Origin of the sequence: Flavonifractor hominis (assembly GCF_040095835.1) — a bacterium.
GTDB lineage: Bacteria > Bacillota > Clostridia > Oscillospirales > Oscillospiraceae > Flavonifractor > Flavonifractor hominis.
The window spans coordinates 48,402-64,634 of the sequence record NZ_JBBMFT010000011.1 but is presented as its reverse complement, the minus strand read 5'-3'; the positions used below and the strand labels follow the sequence as shown (position 1 = coordinate 64,634).

12 protein-coding genes are annotated in these 16,233 nt (G+C 66.0%); 10 read left to right on the top strand and 2 right to left on the bottom strand.

Annotation, left to right across the window (positions count from 1 at the left end):
* Window positions 1-253 precede the first annotated feature (253 nt).
* From WMO45_RS12440 to WMO45_RS12430, 3 genes are read left to right on the top strand one after another with little or no spacing between them, the layout of a single operon-like run.
* Complete coding sequence (locus WMO45_RS12440) at window positions 254-745, top strand: hypothetical protein (protein WP_349141124.1); 492 nt, start codon at window positions 254-256, stop codon at window positions 743-745.
* 18 nt (window positions 746-763) lie between these two features.
* Entirely contained in the window at window positions 764-1,615 is an 852-nt protein-coding gene (locus WMO45_RS12435) for an MSCRAMM family protein (protein ID WP_349141123.1), read from the top strand.
* A 14-nt stretch (window positions 1,616-1,629) separates the two neighbouring features.
* Window positions 1,630-2,001 carry a hypothetical protein gene (locus WMO45_RS12430; RefSeq protein ID WP_349141122.1) on the top strand — a complete coding sequence of 124 codons (372 nt, stop codon included), beginning with the start codon at window positions 1,630-1,632 and terminating at the stop codon, window positions 1,999-2,001.
* Window positions 2,002-2,061: 60 nt separating this feature from the next.
* Here WMO45_RS12430 and WMO45_RS12425 read toward each other — a convergent pair whose 3' ends face one another.
* A complete protein-coding gene (locus WMO45_RS12425) occupies window positions 2,062-3,129 on the bottom strand; it encodes a LacI family DNA-binding transcriptional regulator (protein ID WP_349141121.1) in 1,068 nt (355 codons plus the stop codon).
* Window positions 3,130-3,428: 299 nt separating this feature from the next.
* Between WMO45_RS12425 and WMO45_RS12420 the strand changes: the two genes are divergently transcribed.
* The 7 genes from WMO45_RS12420 to nagA are packed head-to-tail and all read left to right on the top strand — an operon-like array spanning window position 3,429 to window position 9,466.
* Entirely contained in the window at window positions 3,429-4,466 is a 1,038-nt protein-coding gene (locus WMO45_RS12420; RefSeq protein WP_349141120.1) for a TRAP transporter substrate-binding protein, read from the top strand.
* Between the two features lie 41 nt (window positions 4,467-4,507).
* Window positions 4,508-5,791, top strand: coding sequence for a TRAP transporter large permease (locus WMO45_RS12415; RefSeq protein WP_349141118.1), 1,284 nt, complete (start codon window positions 4,508-4,510; stop codon window positions 5,789-5,791).
* A 14-nt stretch (window positions 5,792-5,805) separates the two neighbouring features.
* Window positions 5,806-6,312, top strand: a complete 507-nt coding sequence (locus WMO45_RS12410; protein WP_349141117.1) for a TRAP transporter small permease — start codon at window positions 5,806-5,808, stop codon at window positions 6,310-6,312.
* Window positions 6,312-6,695 carry a cupin domain-containing protein gene (locus WMO45_RS12405; protein ID WP_349141116.1) on the top strand — a complete coding sequence of 128 codons (384 nt, stop codon included), beginning with the start codon at window positions 6,312-6,314 and terminating at the stop codon, window positions 6,693-6,695. Before WMO45_RS12410 ends, WMO45_RS12405 begins: the two co-directional genes overlap by 1 nt.
* Window positions 6,692-7,453 (top strand): sugar isomerase domain-containing protein, encoded by a 762-nt coding sequence (locus WMO45_RS12400; protein ID WP_349141115.1) that lies wholly within the window; start codon window positions 6,692-6,694, stop codon window positions 7,451-7,453. The genes WMO45_RS12405 and WMO45_RS12400 overlap by 4 nt, the downstream gene beginning before the upstream one ends.
* A 26-nt stretch (window positions 7,454-7,479) precedes the next feature.
* Window positions 7,480-8,244: a glucosamine-6-phosphate deaminase gene (locus WMO45_RS12395; RefSeq protein WP_349141114.1), complete on the top strand. Its 765-nt coding sequence runs from the start codon at window positions 7,480-7,482 to the stop codon at window positions 8,242-8,244.
* Between the two features lie 13 nt (window positions 8,245-8,257).
* Window positions 8,258-9,466, top strand: a complete 1,209-nt coding sequence (nagA, locus tag WMO45_RS12390) for an N-acetylglucosamine-6-phosphate deacetylase (protein ID WP_349141112.1) — start codon at window positions 8,258-8,260, stop codon at window positions 9,464-9,466.
* A gap of 56 nt (window positions 9,467-9,522) precedes the next feature.
* On the opposite strand, the gene WMO45_RS12385 is transcribed toward nagA, so the two are convergent.
* Window positions 9,523-15,969, bottom strand: coding sequence for a glycoside hydrolase family 2 TIM barrel-domain containing protein (locus WMO45_RS12385; RefSeq protein ID WP_349141111.1), 6,447 nt, complete (start codon window positions 15,967-15,969; stop codon window positions 9,523-9,525).
* Window positions 15,970-16,233: the final 264 nt, after the last annotated feature.

The window sequence follows — 16,233 nt, the reverse complement described above, 5'->3', positions numbered from 1 at the left end:
AGAACGGCTCCGCTCTGGATCCCCAGGGCACTGCCAGCCGCGCTGAGGTAGCCACCATGCTCATGCGCTTTACCCAGGAGCAGAACGGCTGAGACCATCCAAGCAATACAAAAGAGCGGCCTCCGGAATCCTCCGGAGGCCGCCTTTTTTCACCCTTTTTCCCGCCGTGGCATAGACTGACAGCGGAGGGAGCGGCGGGCGCGGCGGGCCGTCTCTCTCCGGCAACCATTCCATTGACAGGAGGTCGTTTCCCTTGACCGGCAGACCACGGAGCCCGGCCGCCCTGTCCCGGCTGCATCCGGTGGACAGGAGCCTGCTGCTGTTCATGGCCGTTCTGCTGGGGCAGTCGGCCTACAGTCTTTTTTTCCCCGCCTCCGCCACGGCGGCCTGGGACAGCATCGACATCATCGTCCGCACCGCATCGGCGTCCATTTTCGGCTATTTCCTCAGTGTGGGCTTTGCCGCCGGTCCCACGCCGGACGGACCGGCGGCGGGCGGCGGGCATACGCTGGAACCGGCGGCCCATCCGTCGGCCTGCCGGCCGCAGATCGCCGCCGCCACCGGGATCGGGCTGTTCTGTCTTTTGACGCTCATCGCGCTGCGCAACTGGTGTCCCTGGGACCCGGCGCTGATCCGTTCCGAGTCGGTCAGCGCCACGGTGGTGCAGTTCCGCGATTTTGTCTCGGGCAGCGTGGGGTTTCTCATCGGCTGCCCCACCCAGCGCAGCGGCCCGACCCCACCATAACACAGGAGGTTGATTTTCATGGCTGACATCAAACAGGATCTGCTCGCTCTGCAATACAGCCCGGACTTTGCCATCCAGGGCCTGCAGGAGGCCAACATCGACCTGGAGCTGCCCCCTGCCGCGGCCACCAGCGCCACGGTCTACGGCGTGGTGACCGACGGTGCCGATCCCATTGCCGACGCCACCGTCAAGCTGTTCGACCAGGCGGGGCTACCTTACCAGCACACCATGACCGACGCCAACGGCGCCTATACGCTCACCGGCATTCCCGCCGGGACGTACACGCTGGGCGCGGTGAAGGAGGGCTACCGGCTCAGCGACGCGGCGGGTGTGACCCTTTCCTCCAGCGCCACCACTCAGATCGACCTGGTGTGCACCGCCGACGCCACGCTGGCCCTGGGCGCCATCGCCGGTGTGCTGACCGTGGCGTCTCCGGAGGGGACGGCGCAGCCGCTGGCGGGGGCCAAGATCACCCTGAAGGACAGTCTGGGCGCCGTGGTGTCCAACACCTACACGGCCGCAGACGGCGAGTTTGCCTTCTACGATCTGGCCGACGGGGTGTATACCCTGCTGGCCACCGCCGAGGGGTACCAGGCGGTCTCCACCATGACGGCCGTCATCACCGGCGGCTCCATCGCCAACCTGACCATGTCCATGGTCGTGGACGCCCGCACCTACAACGGCACGGTGAGCGGCATCATCCGGGACAGCGCGGGCCGTGTGGTGGCCGGGTGCTTTGTGGGCCTGTATCAGGTGACGGGGACCGGCGAGCAGCTGGTGGCGGTCACCAAGACCAACACGGCGGGAAAGTATCTCTTCGGCGGTGTGACCGGCGGGCAGTATCTGGTCAAAGCCAAGCTGGAGCAGTAATCCCCCCGGGCCGCGTGCTGCTGGCGGGCCGGCCCTTCTGCCTGCGTCCCGGCGGGGAGGCCCATGCGCCGCTGTGTGTGCTCCCCCGGTATCTGCTGTGCGGGGTGCGGGTTTGCCTGGCCGGCCCCGGCCCCTGGGACCGGGTGACCCTGCGCAGCTGCCGGGGGTCCTGGTGCTCCTGCCGCACCCCCTGGGGCGGCGGGCCGGTGCTCTTCGGCGGGCTGCCGCCGGGGACGTACGCCCTCACCCTGCGCCGGGGGGAGCGGGCGCTGCACTGCCTGCTGGAGCTGCCGCCGGGGGTCAATGTGGAGCTGTGCTGGGCGCCGGCCCTGGGCCGGCTCACCTGGCGGCATGACCCGTTTCACTACCGCTTCAACAGCACCTGACCCAAAGCAAAACGCGTACCGCCCGTTTCCACGGGCGGTACGCGTTTTTGTCTGTTTTTCTCATATCGAAGCCACCGACTGGCGGACCCGGAGCCGGCAGGGATAGGAAAAGACCAGGTCCCGGCTCACCACCGCCCCGTCCGGGTCCTCCATACAGTCGATGAGCAGGTGGCAGGCGGTGGAGCCCATGGCGGTGGAGGGCAGCTCCACCGTGGTCAGGGCGGGGGAGAGCATGGCGGAGAAGGGCAGATTATCAAAGCTGATGAGGGAGAGCTGCTCAGGCACGGCGATCTTCTGGCTGGCCAGCTCCTGCAAAACGCCGTAGGCGGTGATGTCGTTGACCGCCGCGATGGCGGTGTGGCCGTCCCTGCGCTCCAGGAACTCCCGGGCCAGATACTTTCCCTGCTCGAATTCATACAGGCCGCTGTCCAGCTCGGTCTCCGAGGGGGCGACGATGACGTCCCTCTGCTCGTCAAAGGGCACGCCCATATCCCGGCAGGTGGTTTTCAGACCCTCCAGGAGCTTGCGCCGGGAGTGCTTGGTGAGCGGGGAGGTCAGAAAGGCGATGCGCCGGTGTCCCCGGTCGATGAGGTGCCGGGCGGCGATCCTGCCCGCCTCCACGAAATCGGTGTCCGCGCGGATGACGGTCTCCAGCTCGAAGTTGGCCTCCAGCAGAGCCACACAGCCCCCGCTGGCCACATAATACTCCACCGTCTCGGAGGAGAGGTCCTCGGAAAAGAGGATGAGCCCCAGGATGCGCTTTTGCAGCATACCCATGATGTTCTGCCGCTCCTGGGCCGGGTCCCGGTGGGAGCTGTAGATGACCAGCTCATAGTCCCGCCGCCGGGCCTCCGACTCGATGCCGATGAGCACCTGATTGAAAAAGGGGTTCTGCAAATTGGGCACCACCACGCCGATGGCGGTGTTGTTGTTGGACTTGAGCATCCGGCCCAGCAGGTTGGGGGTGTAATTGAGTTCCTTGGCGGCGGCCAGGACCTTTTCCTTCAGCAGGGGGCTGACCGGATAATCGGCGTTGCTCAGGACCCTGGACACGGTGGCGATGGAGGTGCCCGCCGCCCGGGCGATGTCCTGGATGTTGGCGATCTTGCGCCCGTTCTGCAGCTTCATAACGCCCTCCGTTTCCCGTTGGTTTTCCGTCTGTTTTGACCAGTATATCAAATTCATCCCCTGGCTTCAAGTAAAAAAACAGAGAATTTTTTCTATACTTTTTCTTTATTATTCCACGTTTTGCAGAAAAAGATATAGAAAAATTTCTTTTTTGTGTGCATATAGCATAATATATCGGTCGATTTTTATCAAAAAATGACGTGACATTTTTTATTTACAGAATACGTTTACTCTTCTATACTGGAGTCAGCTGAAGGAACCATCCCCCCACTTTTTTATGACAAAGGAGGAACAACGCAATGAAACGATCTGCAGCATTACTGGGTATGTTCCTGTCCGCCGCTCTGCTCCTGTCCGCCTGCGGAGCGCCCGGCGGCGCTCCCTCCGGCGGGGAGGAGGCCACATTCCATCTGAAGCTGGCCGGCATCAAGAGCGAGGACGACCCGGCCACCCAGGCCATGAAGGTGTTTGCCGAAGAGGTCAACGCCAACTCCGGCGGCAGCATCACCGTGGAGGTCTATCCCAACAGCGTGCTGGGCACCTCCAACGACCTGCTCAGCGGCATGACCGACGGGACGGTGGAGATGATGTACAACACCCTCTCCTGCTACGCCTGGATGTCGGGGGCCGAGCGCTTCAACGCGGTGTCCGCGCCCTTCATCTGGCAGGACAACGACGAGCTGCAGGCCTTTTTGGACAGCGAGGCCTGTCAGACCTGGTTTGAGGAGGCGGCGGACACCTCGGGCGTGCGCTGTCTGATGGCCAGGGGCGAGCTTCCGCCCCGGCAGCTCACGGCCAACCGGCCGGTGGCCAGCGCGGAGGACTTTGTGGGGCTGAAGATCCGCACCGCGGAGTCCCCGCTGGTGCAGGAGACCATGAAGCGCCTTGGGGCGCAGCCGGTGGTCATCGCCCTCAACGATCTGTACATGGCCCTGCGCCAGGGCACGGCGGACGCCCAGGAGAACAACTTCATGACGGTAGCCACCAGCAGCTTCTATGAAGTGCAGGACTACTTCATGCAGACCGACTACATCCGGGACGTGAGCGCCATTTTCATCAGCGACGCGGTGTGGGACGCCATGTCGGCCGACCAGCAGGAGGTGCTGCGGGCGGCGGCGGAAAAGGCGGTGGAGACCGAGGAGACGCTCATCGCCGAGCAGATGGAAGACGTGATGGCGGTGCTGCGGGAAAACATGACCGAGGTGGAGGTGGACGTGGCCTCCATCCAGGACAAGCTGGGCAGCGCGGTGTATGAGGAGTTCGACGCGGCCGGAGAGCTGTGGCCCACCGGCACCATCGACACCATTCTGGCCTTCAAGCAGTCCTACGAGAGCTGAAGTCCGCCGCCCGGGCCGACGGCCCGGAAAGGAGGAAAGATATGAACATTCTGATCCTGTTTGTCGTCATGTTCGCGCTGATGTTTCTGGGTATGAACATCTTTGTGGCCATGGGCGTATCGGCGGCGGGCTATCTGCTGCTCACCGGGGCGGCTCCGCTGACCCTGGTCTCCCAGAGCATGATCAACGGCGTGGCCAATTTTTCCCTGCTGGCCATTCCCTTTTTCATGCTCACCGGCGATCTTATGAACCTGTCCGGCATGACCCTGCGCCTGGTGGAATTCGCCAAGTTTTTCATCGGCCGGGTGAAGGGCTCTCTGGCCTACACCTGCATTCTGGTGAACATGGTGGTGGCCGGCGTGTCCGGCTCGGGCCCGGCCGACTGCAGCGCGGTCTCCTCGGTGCTCCTGCCCGCCATGGAGAAGGACCGCTACCCCACGGAATTCTCCGCGGCGCTGAACGCCTGTGCGGCCACCATGGGTCCCATCATTCCCCCCAGCATCCCCATGGTCTTTCTGGCCATGCTGACCAACCTGTCCGTGGGCAAGCTGTTCATGGGCGGCCTGATCCCCGGGGTGCTCATCGGTCTGGCCATCTTCTTGATCTGCTGGTACAAGACCCGGAAGATGCCCCTGGTGGAGGTCAGCCAGCACAAGCTGACGCTGCGCGGCTTCTGGGCCGCCCTGCGGGAGGCCTGGCTGTCCCTCATCGCCCCGCTCATCATCCTGGTGGGGGTGCTGACGGGCCTGGTCACCATCACCGAGGTCTCCATCCTGGCGGCGGCCTACGTGCTGTTTGTGGGGGCCGTGGTCTACCGCACCATCCACCTGAAGGACATCCTGCACGCCTTCAAGAAGGCGGTGCTCTTCTCCTCCACCGTCATGGCCATGTTCTCGGTGGTCAACATCTTCTCCTGGATCATCGCGGTGGAGAACCTGGGCAGCGTTCTGGGGGATCTGGTGCTCCGGCTGCACCTGCACCCGGCCTTCTTCCTGTTTTTGATCACGCTGCTGTTCTTCTTCCTGGGCATGGTGATGGACGCCATCCCGGCCATGACCATTTTCGTGCCGGTGCTGCTCCCCATCGCGGAGGGCCTGGGCATCGACCCGGTACACTTCGGCGTGGTGGTGGTGGTCAACCTGATGATCGGTCTGGTCACGCCTCCGGTGGGCGGCCTGCTCTTCGTGGAGGCCAAGCTCTCCAAGGTCCCCTTCGACACGCTGGCCAAAAACTGCATGCCCTTTATCCTGGCCATGATAAGCGTGCTGCTGCTGGCGACCTATATCCCGCCCATCGTCACAGCGCTGCCCAACCTGATTTTTTAGAGGAGGTGTGAAGCATGCAACGGTTTCTCAACGGTCTTTACCGCCTGCTGGAGCTGCTGGCCGCGCTGCTGTTTCTGCTGATCTTTGTGGTCATTCTCTCGGAGATCGTGTGCCGCACCTTCCTGGGCTTTTCCCTGCTGTGGAGCACCGATTTCTGTCTGCTCACCGTCTGCTGGATGCTGGCCTTCGGCATGTCCGCGGCCTTTTACCGCAGTGAGCACCTGCGCATCGACTTCATCCGCAACCAGTTTCCCCCGCGGCTGGGGGCGCTGGTGGACGTGGTGATCCTGGCGCTGACGCTGGCGTTTTTCCTGGTGCTGATCCCCATGGGCTGGGGCACCGCCATGACCAAGATGAAGATCGTCTACACCTCCCTGCGCTGGCCCACGGGATACGCCTACCTGGCGCTGCCGGTGATGGCGGCCTTCTCCAGCGTGTTTCTCCTGTGGCAGCTCAAGGGAGCGCTGTGTACGCTGCTGGGCCGCCGGGCGGCCGGGCCGGACAAGGAGGGGCTGTCCTGATGGAAGCATGCACCCATGAATCGTCCGGCGCGCTGGAGCGCTTTGCCCACCACGACCATATGGCTCTGCTGGGTCCGGCCCAGGGGGGCTTGGCCGGCTGCCGGGCCGGTGTGCTCTACTACCGGCAGACCGCCTATCTCCAGGGGGGCGTCCACGACGATCAGGAGGGCTTTTACGTCCTGGAGGGCACCGGCGCCGCCCGGGTGGGCCAGGTGGAATTCCCCCTCTCCCCCGGCAGCTGCTTTCTGGCGCCGCCCGGCGTGTACCACGCCATCCGGCGGGACGAGACCTGTCCCTGGATCAAGCTCTTCTATTTTCACGCATCGGCCGAAGAAACACCGGGGCGGCCTGCCCCGGACACGGAAAGGAGTCTGTCATTATGAGCGATCCTGTCATCACCTATAAGGAAACCATCTCCGGGCTGCTGGATGCCATCGCCGGGGAGCGGGAGGCGGTCTCCCGCGCGGCATGCGCCATGGGCGAGTCCATCATGCGCGGGCAGGTGATCCACGTCATCGGCCCCGGCGGCCACTCCAACATGGCGGTGGAGGAGATGTTCTCCCGGGCGGGTGGCTTTGCCTGCATCAACGCCATCCTGGACCCGGGCACCAATCTCAGCCACGGCGGCTTCCGCTCCATGCGGGTGGAGCGCACCCCCGGCTACGCCATTCCCGTTCTGGACTCCTACCGGGTGGGGGCCACCGAGGGTGAGGTACTGCTCATCATCAACGCCTACGGGGTCAACTGCATGACCATCGACTGCGCGCTGGAGGCCCGGCGGCGGGGCGTGACGTCCATCGCCATCACCTCCCGCTCCTTTGCCGACCGGCTGCCCAAGGACCACCCCTCCCGCCACCCCACCGGGGCGAATCTGTACGAATCGGTGGACATTTTCATCGACAACCACCTGCCCTACGGCGACGCGATCCTCACCCTGGAGGGCTGCGAGCAGAACGTGGGCCCCACCTCCACCTTCTGCAACTGCTTTGCGGCCAACTATCTGGTGATGGAGACCTGCCGCTACCTGGTGTCCAAGGGCTATACCCCGCCCATCCTCCGCAGCGGCAATCTGCCCGGCGGCGACGCGTTCAACCAGCGCCTGGTGGACCAGTACGCCGGCAAAGCCATTCTGCTGTTCTAAAACCTCTAAAAAAGGAGCATCGAGCGATGATGGTACACTCTCAAAAGGCCCCCTGCCTGACCGTCTCCTGTCAACCGGACCGGGCAGAGATGGGGCGGGCCGCGGCCGGCCTGGTGCATGACAGGCTGCTCTGGCTGCTGGGGCAGCAGGAGCAGGTGAACATGCTCTTTGCCGCCGCTCCCTCCCAAAACGAATTTCTGGACGCGCTGTGCAGCTTCTCCGACGTACCCTGGCAGCGGGTGAACGCCCTGCACATGGACGAGTACATCGGCCTGCCCCGGCAGGCGCCCCAGCGCTTCGGGCAGTTTCTGCGGCGGGCGGTGTTCGACCGGCTCCCCTTCCGGACGGTGCACTACCTGGACGGGGACGCCCCGGACCCGGAGGCGGAGTGCGCCCGGTACGCCGCCCTTCTGGAGCAGTATCCGCTGGACATCGCCTGCACGGGCATCGGGGAGAACGGGCACATCGCCTTCAACGACCCGGCCGTGGCCGACTTTCACGATCCCAAGGCCGTCAAGCAGGTGGCGCTGGATGAGCGCTGCCGGATGCAGCAGGTCCACGACGGCTGCTTTGCCACCCTGGAGGCGGTGCCGCGCCATGCCTTTACCCTGACGGTCCCCGCCATCCTCCGCTCCGGGTTCATCGTCTGCGTGGTCCCCGGCCGGGCCAAGGCCCAGGCGGTGCGGGAGACGCTGTACGGCCCGGTGTCGGAGGCCTGCCCGGCCTCCATCCTGCGCACCCACCCTCAGGCCCACCTCTACCTGGAGCCTGAGAGCGCCGCGCTGCTGTAAAGGAGGGTGTTTCATGGCCGATTATCTGATCCGCAACGCCCGGGTGATCACCCAGGAGCGCCTGCTCCCCCTGGGGGGCGCGGCGGTGTCCGGGGGCCGGATCACCGAGCTGTTCGAGGGCCCCGGCCGGCCTCCCCGCCCCGGCGAGGTGTGCATCGACGCCGGGGGCCGGTACCTCTCCCCCGGCTTCATCGACCTGCACGTCCACGGCGGCGGCGGCGGTGAGTTCATGGCCCGGAGCCCCGACGAGGTGCTGGCCGCCTGCCGGACCCATCTGCGCCACGGCACCACCTCCATGGCGCCCACCACCTCCTCCGCCGATCCCGAGGCCTTCCGCCAGGCCATGGCGCACATGACCCGCGCCTTTTCCGCCATGGAGGACGGGCCCAACATCCTGGGGCTGCACCTGGAGGGCCCCTACTTCGCCTATGAACAGCGCGGGGCCCAGGACCCCCGATACGTCCGCGACCCGGACCCCGCTGAATACCTTCCCATCCTGGACGCCTGTCCCAACCTGCTGCGCTGGTCCATCGCCCCCGAGCGGCCCGGGGTCATGGAGATGGCCCGCTGCCTGCGCCAGCGCGGGGTGCGCATGTCCATGGGCCACTCGGACGCGCTGTATGACGAGGCCGTCCAGGCCTACGAGTGGGGCTTCGACACGGTGACCCACCTCTACTCCTGCACCTCCTCGGTCCGGCGGATCAACGCCTACCGCTACGCGGGGATCGTGGAGGCCGCCTACCAGCTGGACGGGATGTATGTGGAGGTCATCGCCGACGGCAAACATTTGCCTGCCAGCCTGCTCCGGCTGATCTACAAGCTCAAGGGTCCCGACCGGATCTGCCTGGTCACCGATGCCATCGGCGCGGCCGGCCTGAGCGGCGGCGGCACGTACGACAGCCGGACCTGCGGCACCACGGTGGTGGTGGAGGACGGCGTGGCCAAGCTGCCCGACCGCAGCGCCTTTGCCGGGAGCGTGGCCACCGCCGACCGTCTGGTGCGCACCATGGTGGAGCTGGCCGGCGTTCCCCTGACCGACGCGGTCAAGATGATGAGCGCCACTCCGGCCAGAAACGCGGGGGTCTTTGACCACAAGGGCTCGCTGGCCGTGGGAAAGGACGCGGACCTGCTGCTGTTCGACGACGCGATCCATGTCTCCCTGGTCATGGTCCTGGGGGAAGTGCGCTGGCAGACCTCCCACCCCGCTCCGTCCGACCCTTGACCGGCAAAAAAAAGCACCTGCTTTCGCAGGTGCTTTTTTTGTGGTCCGGGCCAGGCTCAGGCCTTTTGTCCCTGGTCAAAGCGCATGAGCATCATGGCCACCTCGGCGCGGCTGGCGGTGCCCTGTGGATCCAGGACGGAGCCGGTCTTGCCGGTGAGGATGCCCTGGGCCACGGCCCAGCGCATGCCGTCCTTTGCCCAGGCGGACACGGAGGCGGCGTCGGCAAAGCCGCTCAGGCTGCCCTCAGAAGCGGGAGCACCGGCGTAGCGGTAGAGCATGACGGCCAGCTGCTCCCGGGTGATGGTGGCCTCGGGGTTGGTGCCGTCGGTGATGCCCTCGGCCACCGCCCAGGCCATGGCCGTTTCATACCAGGTGGCCCCGCCGGTGGTGTCCACCCCGTCCATGCGGGCCAGGACGGTGAAGAACATGGCCCGGGTCATGGGCGTCTCGGGGGAGAAGGTGGTGCCGGAGGTGCCGTTGAAGAGGCCCCGGTCCACCACGTAGTTCACGGCGCTGTAGGCCCAGTGGGTGGCGGGCACGTCGGAGAAGGTCGGCTTCTCGGGCTCCGTGGGTTCACCGGGTTCGGTGGGCTCGCCGGGCTCGGTGGGCTCGGTGGGCGGCGTGGTGTCCTCGTTATCCGAGTCGCTGCCGTCGTTGTAGGCGCCCACCTGCACCAGGCACTGGGCGGTAAAGCCGCCGTCGGCGGAGGTGACGGTGATGGTGGTCATGCCCTCTCCGGTCAGGCGCACCAGGCCGGTGTCGCTGACGGTGGCCACATCCTCGTCGGCGCTGGTCCAGGTGACGGACTGGTCCGCGCCGGCGGGCTCCACGGCGGCGGTGAGCTGCACGGTGGAGGGCCCGTAGTTGGCGTACAGGTACACGCTCTGCTGGCTGATGGTCACGCCGGTGGCCATGGGGGCGTCCGGCGCGAACACGGCGGTGAGGGTGACGTCTCCGTCCGGCATGACAAAGGCGTTGTCGGTGACGGTGACGTCCTCGGACTGCCACTCCACGAAGTGCCAGCCCTCCTCGGCCCGGGCACTCAGGGCGACGGTGTCGCCGGCGGAGGCCACGGCGGGCTGAGCGGCGGCCTCGCCCCGGCCCTGGGTGTTCACCGTGACGTGATAGGCGAAGGTGGGGCTCTGGCGGTACGGGTCGGCCACGCTCTGCAGGTCCCCGGTCTCCGGGTCAAAGGGCACCATGGTGTAGCGCAGGGTCATGCCGTCCCGGCTCTCCAGCTGGTACTGGGGCAGCACGTTGGTGAGCTTGCCGCTGACGCCCCGGGAGGCGCTGTTCAGGCTGACGATGGTCTCGTCCCGGCGCTGGAGGTCGGTGGGGTGGGGGACGTTCAGGTCCTCCAGGGCCAGGTGCTGGGCGTTGAACTGCATGGTGTCCCCGGTGGCGACGAACATCACGCCGGTCTCCTTGTCCGCCCCGCTCAGGGCCATCCAGCGGGCGTCCAGCCGGTCGCCGGTGTGCTGGGGATCGATGAAGATAAAGCAGTTCTCGCTCACCGTGGTGCGGTAGCGGCCCACGGGATAGCCGCTGGTGCGGTCGGTGAAGTTGCCCAGGGGGCCACGGGCCAGGTAGTCCACGGTCTCATAGCCCTCGGGCACCACCAGGTCCACGCCGAAGCGGTACATCTGCTGGGTCACGTCGGTGCTCAGGCGCATCTGGGTCTCAATGGCGCCGTTGGGGTAGATGGTGTAGGTCATCCCGATGCCGGAGGCGGCGCTGACGGCGCTGAGCGGGTAGTCCACCTGCACCACCACGGCCTGGGGCTGGCTCAGACGGTCCACCGTGACGGTGGGCGCGTCCAGCTTGCTCTGGATGCCGTTCCAGACGCTGCCCTGGACTGTCCCCTCGTTGCTGCTCTTGCCGGCCTTGCGGGTGAACTGGGGCATGGGGCCGTCCAGCACCAGGACCTGGCCGTTGACGGTGTAGTTGTGCATTCTGCCGTCGGTCCGGTCGAACTCCACCGAGAAGCCGTCTCCGCGGACCAGCAGCCGGTCGGTCCCGTCGGTCACCTCGGGGGCGGAGCAGCCGCCCAGGTCGGCGGCGGGAGCCGGGGTCTGCTCCACAGGCAGGTCGAACTGCTCCTGGGCCACCACGTATCCGGCGTCGGCCCACAGGGTGTCCTGCTTCAGGCAGGCCTGGATGCGCAGGGCGTACTCCGCGCCGGGGCGCAGGGTGTCGGGCAGTTCATAGGGGATCTGGATGGCCTGGGTGGGCAGCTGGTCGAACACATCCATGCCGTTCTGGGCGGCGGGGATGGACGGGACGTCCTCCAGCACGCCGCTGTCGATCTCCGCGCCGTTTTCCAGCAGGGTCCAGCGGTAGGTGAACGCGGCGCCGTCGGTGGCGTAGAACTCGTTGCGCACGTTCACCACGCCGTCCAGCAGCTGCTCCTCGTCGGCCAGGAAGTTGAGGGGCTGGAAGAGCTTTTTGACGTCGGCCATCTCGGGCTGGGTCCGGCGGTCGGCGGTGACGAGGCCGTCGGCGCAGCCGGTGCTCTCGTGGTTGCCCTCGCCCCAGTCGCCGCCGTAGCCCAGGTACATGCCGTTTTCATAGCAGTCCCAGGCCAGCTGCTGCTGTCTGGCCTCCACGTCGCCCTGCTGGAAGTTGGTCCAGAAGAGCACGTCGGTGCTGTCCGCGGGGCAGGGATCGGCGGGGCTGCGGCCGGGGTCCGCGGCCTCTTCGGCCGTCAGGGCGCGGCTGTAGATGCGCACGCCCGCGATCTCGGACACGGAGTTGCGGCCCTTTTCCTGGTCCATGCCCACGCCGAAGGCGTAGCTGTTGGTCTGGATGCGCTCCCCCTCGGGCAGCTCATAGCGGGCCAGCTCCGCGCCGTCGTAGTAGAGGATGAGGGTGTCGCCGTCGAAGGTGCCCACCAGGTGGTGCATGGACCCGTCGGCGAAGTCGTCGGGGGTGTCGGCCAGGGCGGAGCGCCAGCCGCCGTCGGTGTAGAGGCAGAACTGGATCTGCCCCTCGTTTCTGGTCTTGAGGGAGAACTGGGTGTCGCCCTTGGCCACCAGGATCTTGTTGGCCTCGGCGGAGCTGGGGCTGGCCCAGACCTCCACGCTGAAGGGCTGGCGGCCGCTGATCTTCTCGTTGAAGAGGTCCTGGCCGTCGGTCCCGGCCCGGTTGGCATAGGTGACGGACGCGCCGGCCCGGAGCACCCGGGTCCCCTCATGCTCGGTAAAGAGTGCCTCGTTGGTGGTGGCGGTGCTGGTACCCTCCATGGCGTAGGGGCCGCTCTCGGAATAGGCGCCGTAGGTGCCGGGCACGGTCCAGATGGACTGGTCCACAAAGTCCCACAGGCAGCCGCCCATGGCCCGCTCCTGGGCGCGGAACACTTCTACATAGTCGGCCAGGTTGCCCATTCCGTCGCCGATGGCGTGGGCGAACTCGCACAGGAACACGGAGGGGACCAGGGAGGTGTCGGTGCAGTTGCGCTCGTAGCCGTCCACGCTGGCGTACATATTGCTGTGCAGGTCGGGGGAGCGGTTGATGGCTCCGCTGACGTTGCCCCGGATGGGCTCATAGTGGACCGGGCGGGTGTGGTCCACGGCGTGGATGTTGGCGATCACGTCGCCCCAGCTGCTCTCGCCGCCGCACTCGTTGCCCAGGGACCAGGCCACCACGCAGCTGCGGTTTTTCTCCTGGCGCACGATGTTCTGCACCCGGGCGTTGATGAGCTCGTACAGTCCGGCCTTGAAGCAGGAGCCGGCGATGGCGTGGCTCTCGTTGTTGGCCTCCAGCATGACCATCAGGCCGTACTTGTCGGCCAGATAGAGCATGTAGGTGTCCGGCGGGCAGTGGGAGGTGCGGATGGTGTTGATGTTGTTCTGCTTCATGATCTGCAGGTCTTTTTCATAGTCCGCGGGGGTGATGTAGTGGCCGCCGTAGGGGGTGATGGCCTGGTAGTTGACGCCCAGCATCATGACCTTCTGGCCGTTGATGCGCACGATGTCCCGCACATCGTCGTCGTTCTGCTGGCGGTAGGTGATCTCCCGGAAGCCCAGCTGCTGGCTGATGTGCTCGATGGCGGTGTTGGTGGCCTTGTCGTGGAGGGTGAGCACCAGGGTGTAGAGGTAGGGGTCGTCGGGGAACCACTTGTGGGGCCGCTCCACCAGGGCGCTGCCGCTGAGGCGGACGTCGCCGCCGCCGGCCACCTCGCCCAGCTCCAGCCGGATGTTCTTGCCCAGCAGCAGGTCCTGCCCGTTCTCGTCGAAGATCTGGGCGGTCACGCAGTAGCCGTCCAGGGCCTGGTCGGTGTAGTTTTCCACCTGCACGTCCAGCTTGACCGTGGCGTTTTCAAAGCCGGCGTCGAAGTCGGTCTCCACCTTGTAGTCCTGGATGTGCAGGGCGGGGGTGGCCATGAGGTAGACCTCCCGGTTGATGCCGCTGAGGCGGAGGGAATCCTGGTCGTCCATCCAGGAGCAGTCGGCCCAGCGGTATACCTTGATGGCCAGCAGGTTGTCCTGCCCGTCGGGGTTGAGGAAGGGGGTCACGTCGAACTCGCCGGGGGTCTTGTCCTCGTGGTAGCCCACCTGCTTGCCGTTGACGTAGACGTAGTAGGCCGCCTCGGCGCTGCCCACGAAGAGGAAGACCTTGTTCTGGTTGGCCATCCACTCCTCCGGCACGTCAAAGCTCCTGCGGTAGAAGCCCACGGGGTTGTAGTCCTCGGGGGCGGCGGGGGCGCTGATGCCGTTGAAGATCTCCCGGACCGTGCCGTGGATGGTCACGCTGCCGGGCATGGAGACGTTGGTGTAGTAGGGCGGGTCGTAGCCGTACTCCGGGTCGTAATAGCCGGTGTAGGGGGTGCCGCTGCCGTCCACGCCCTGGACCTGCCAGCTGGAGGGCACGGCCACGCCGGGCCACTGGGAGGCGTCGTAGTCGGTGCGGTAGAAGTCCACGATGTTCTGGCTGTCGTCGTAGGGGTCCTTCCGGGCGGCGGCGGCCTCCAGGTCGTAGCCCAGGCTGTCCACCATGGCGAACTGCCAGCTGGAGGTGGCCGGGTCCAGATCTTCCGGCGTGGTCAGGGACAGGTAGTATTCCGACTGTGCCCGGTCGTAGTCCCGGGCGCCGGTCACCGCCTGCTCCACAGTGCCGTAGGGCAGCAGCGTGGCGTGGGGCTCCACGCGGTTGACCTCATATACGTCCTCCTGCCGGCCGGGGTTGACGGACACCGTGTCCCCCAGGTCCAGGCCGGTCCACTCCAGGTCGTTGAAGCGGATGGCGTCCGGGTCCACGGTTTCGGCCAGCTGCTTGTCGCTCATGTCCAGCCGGCCCTCGGTAAAGCCCAGGGCGCCGTCCACCACGTGCACCGTCAAGGCAGCCTGCTTGGTAATGCCATTCTTGCCGGCCGTCACGGTGACTACGGCGTCGCCGGCGCTCTGGCCGGTGATGACGGCGGTCCCGTTCTCTCCGGGCTCCACGCTGGCCACCGCCTCCGGCTCGGCGGTCCACTCCACCGTTTCAAAGCGGGGGTCCACCTGGGCCGTCACCGTGGCCGTGTGGTCCCCCTCCTGGCTCAGGTCGATGGTGAGGTCGGCCCGGTCCAGGGTGATCTCGGGCGCGTCGGTCACCGTCACCGGCAGGCTGGCCGTGCGCACCGTCATGGGGTCGTCCTGGCGGGTGACCGCGGCGGTCAGGGTGGTCTGGCCCACGCCCACGGCGGTAAGGACGGCGGTCCCGTCCTCCCCGGGCTCCACGGCGGCCACCGTGTCATCCTCCACGGTCCACTCCAGCGCTCCGAAGCCCTCCGCCACCTGGGCGGTGATCACCACGGGCTCGGGCTGGATCTGCTCCAGGTCCACCCGCTCCTGGTCCAGCCGAATCACCGGCTCGCCCACCGGGGTGAGGAGCAGGCCGTAGACGGCGCAGACGCCCTTCTCCAGCACCTCCAGGCGCAGGGTGTGGCTGTCGGCCTCGTTGCCCGTGACCTCCAGGGCCTCGGACAGGGTGACGGCGTAGAGGTTGGAGTTGTTCTGGCCCGTGCCGTCGGTGTGGAGGAAGTCCCCCTGGGGCTGGCTGCGGGCGGGCTCTTCGGAGGAGCCCAGGTCCACCGCCTCGCCCACGGGCTGTCCGTCCCAGTGGCACTGGACGGTGGCCCGGCCGTCGTCAAAGATCTTGTAGAGCAGGTCCATCCGGTAGGTGCCGTAGGGGACGTTTTCGATCCCGCTCACCTCCACGGCGTGGCCCTCCGGCATGGAACCGGTCTGCAAGTAGCAGATCCCCCGGTCGTACGAGGCGTCCACCGGATAGTTCGGGTCCCGGTCGGTCTCGTCCTCGGTAAAGGTGACGGTGTAGCGCGGTGTGATGTCCTCTTTGGACGTCCCGGTAAACAAGGCAAGCTCGATGTCTCCGTCGGCCTGCCGGTCGGGGTTTTCATAGCCGGGCCCCATGCCGTCCACGGCGGCGGCCCAGGGGCACAGGCTGAGTATCATCGCCAGACACAGCAACAGCGATGCGGCTTTGCGAAACGCTCGTTTTTCCATCTTCTCGTCTCCTTCTGATCAAATAGGGAGTCGCTGTGTTTCCGCGCGGATCCTGCCGATGTGCGCTGTTCAGCCGCTCATTCTGCTCCACCTCCCACTCTGTGGGCGCGCCGCGTCGGCCGCGGCCGCGTCCGGTCGTCCGCCGGGGAAAAACGTTTTATTGCCTTCTGCCTCCGATTGTAGTTCTTTTGTACTGTAGTGTCAATATTCTATGGAATTTTTCTTTGTTTTTTGTTTAATTCCACCGGTATTTATGGTAGAATT

Excerpts from the sequence above, each read along its gene's own strand:
- WMO45_RS12405 (WP_349141116.1), top strand. The coding sequence starts at position 6,312 with ATGGAAGCATGCACCCATGAATCGTCCGGCGCGCTGGAGCGCTTTGCC.
- WMO45_RS12420 (WP_349141120.1), top strand. The coding sequence starts at position 3,429 with ATGAAACGATCTGCAGCATTACTGGGTATGTTCCTGTCCGCCGCTCTG.
- WMO45_RS12385 (WP_349141111.1), bottom strand. The coding sequence starts at position 15,969 with ATGGAAAAACGAGCGTTTCGCAAAGCCGCATCGCTGTTGCTGTGTCTG.
- nagA (WP_349141112.1), top strand. The coding sequence starts at position 8,258 with ATGGCCGATTATCTGATCCGCAACGCCCGGGTGATCACCCAGGAGCGC.
- WMO45_RS12425 (WP_349141121.1), bottom strand. The coding sequence starts at position 3,129 with ATGAAGCTGCAGAACGGGCGCAAGATCGCCAACATCCAGGACATCGCC.
- WMO45_RS12410 (WP_349141117.1), top strand. The coding sequence starts at position 5,806 with ATGCAACGGTTTCTCAACGGTCTTTACCGCCTGCTGGAGCTGCTGGCC.
- WMO45_RS12415 (WP_349141118.1), top strand. The coding sequence starts at position 4,508 with ATGAACATTCTGATCCTGTTTGTCGTCATGTTCGCGCTGATGTTTCTG.
- WMO45_RS12400 (WP_349141115.1), top strand. The coding sequence starts at position 6,692 with ATGAGCGATCCTGTCATCACCTATAAGGAAACCATCTCCGGGCTGCTG.
- WMO45_RS12435 (WP_349141123.1), top strand. The coding sequence starts at position 764 with ATGGCTGACATCAAACAGGATCTGCTCGCTCTGCAATACAGCCCGGAC.
- WMO45_RS12395 (WP_349141114.1), top strand. The coding sequence starts at position 7,480 with ATGATGGTACACTCTCAAAAGGCCCCCTGCCTGACCGTCTCCTGTCAA.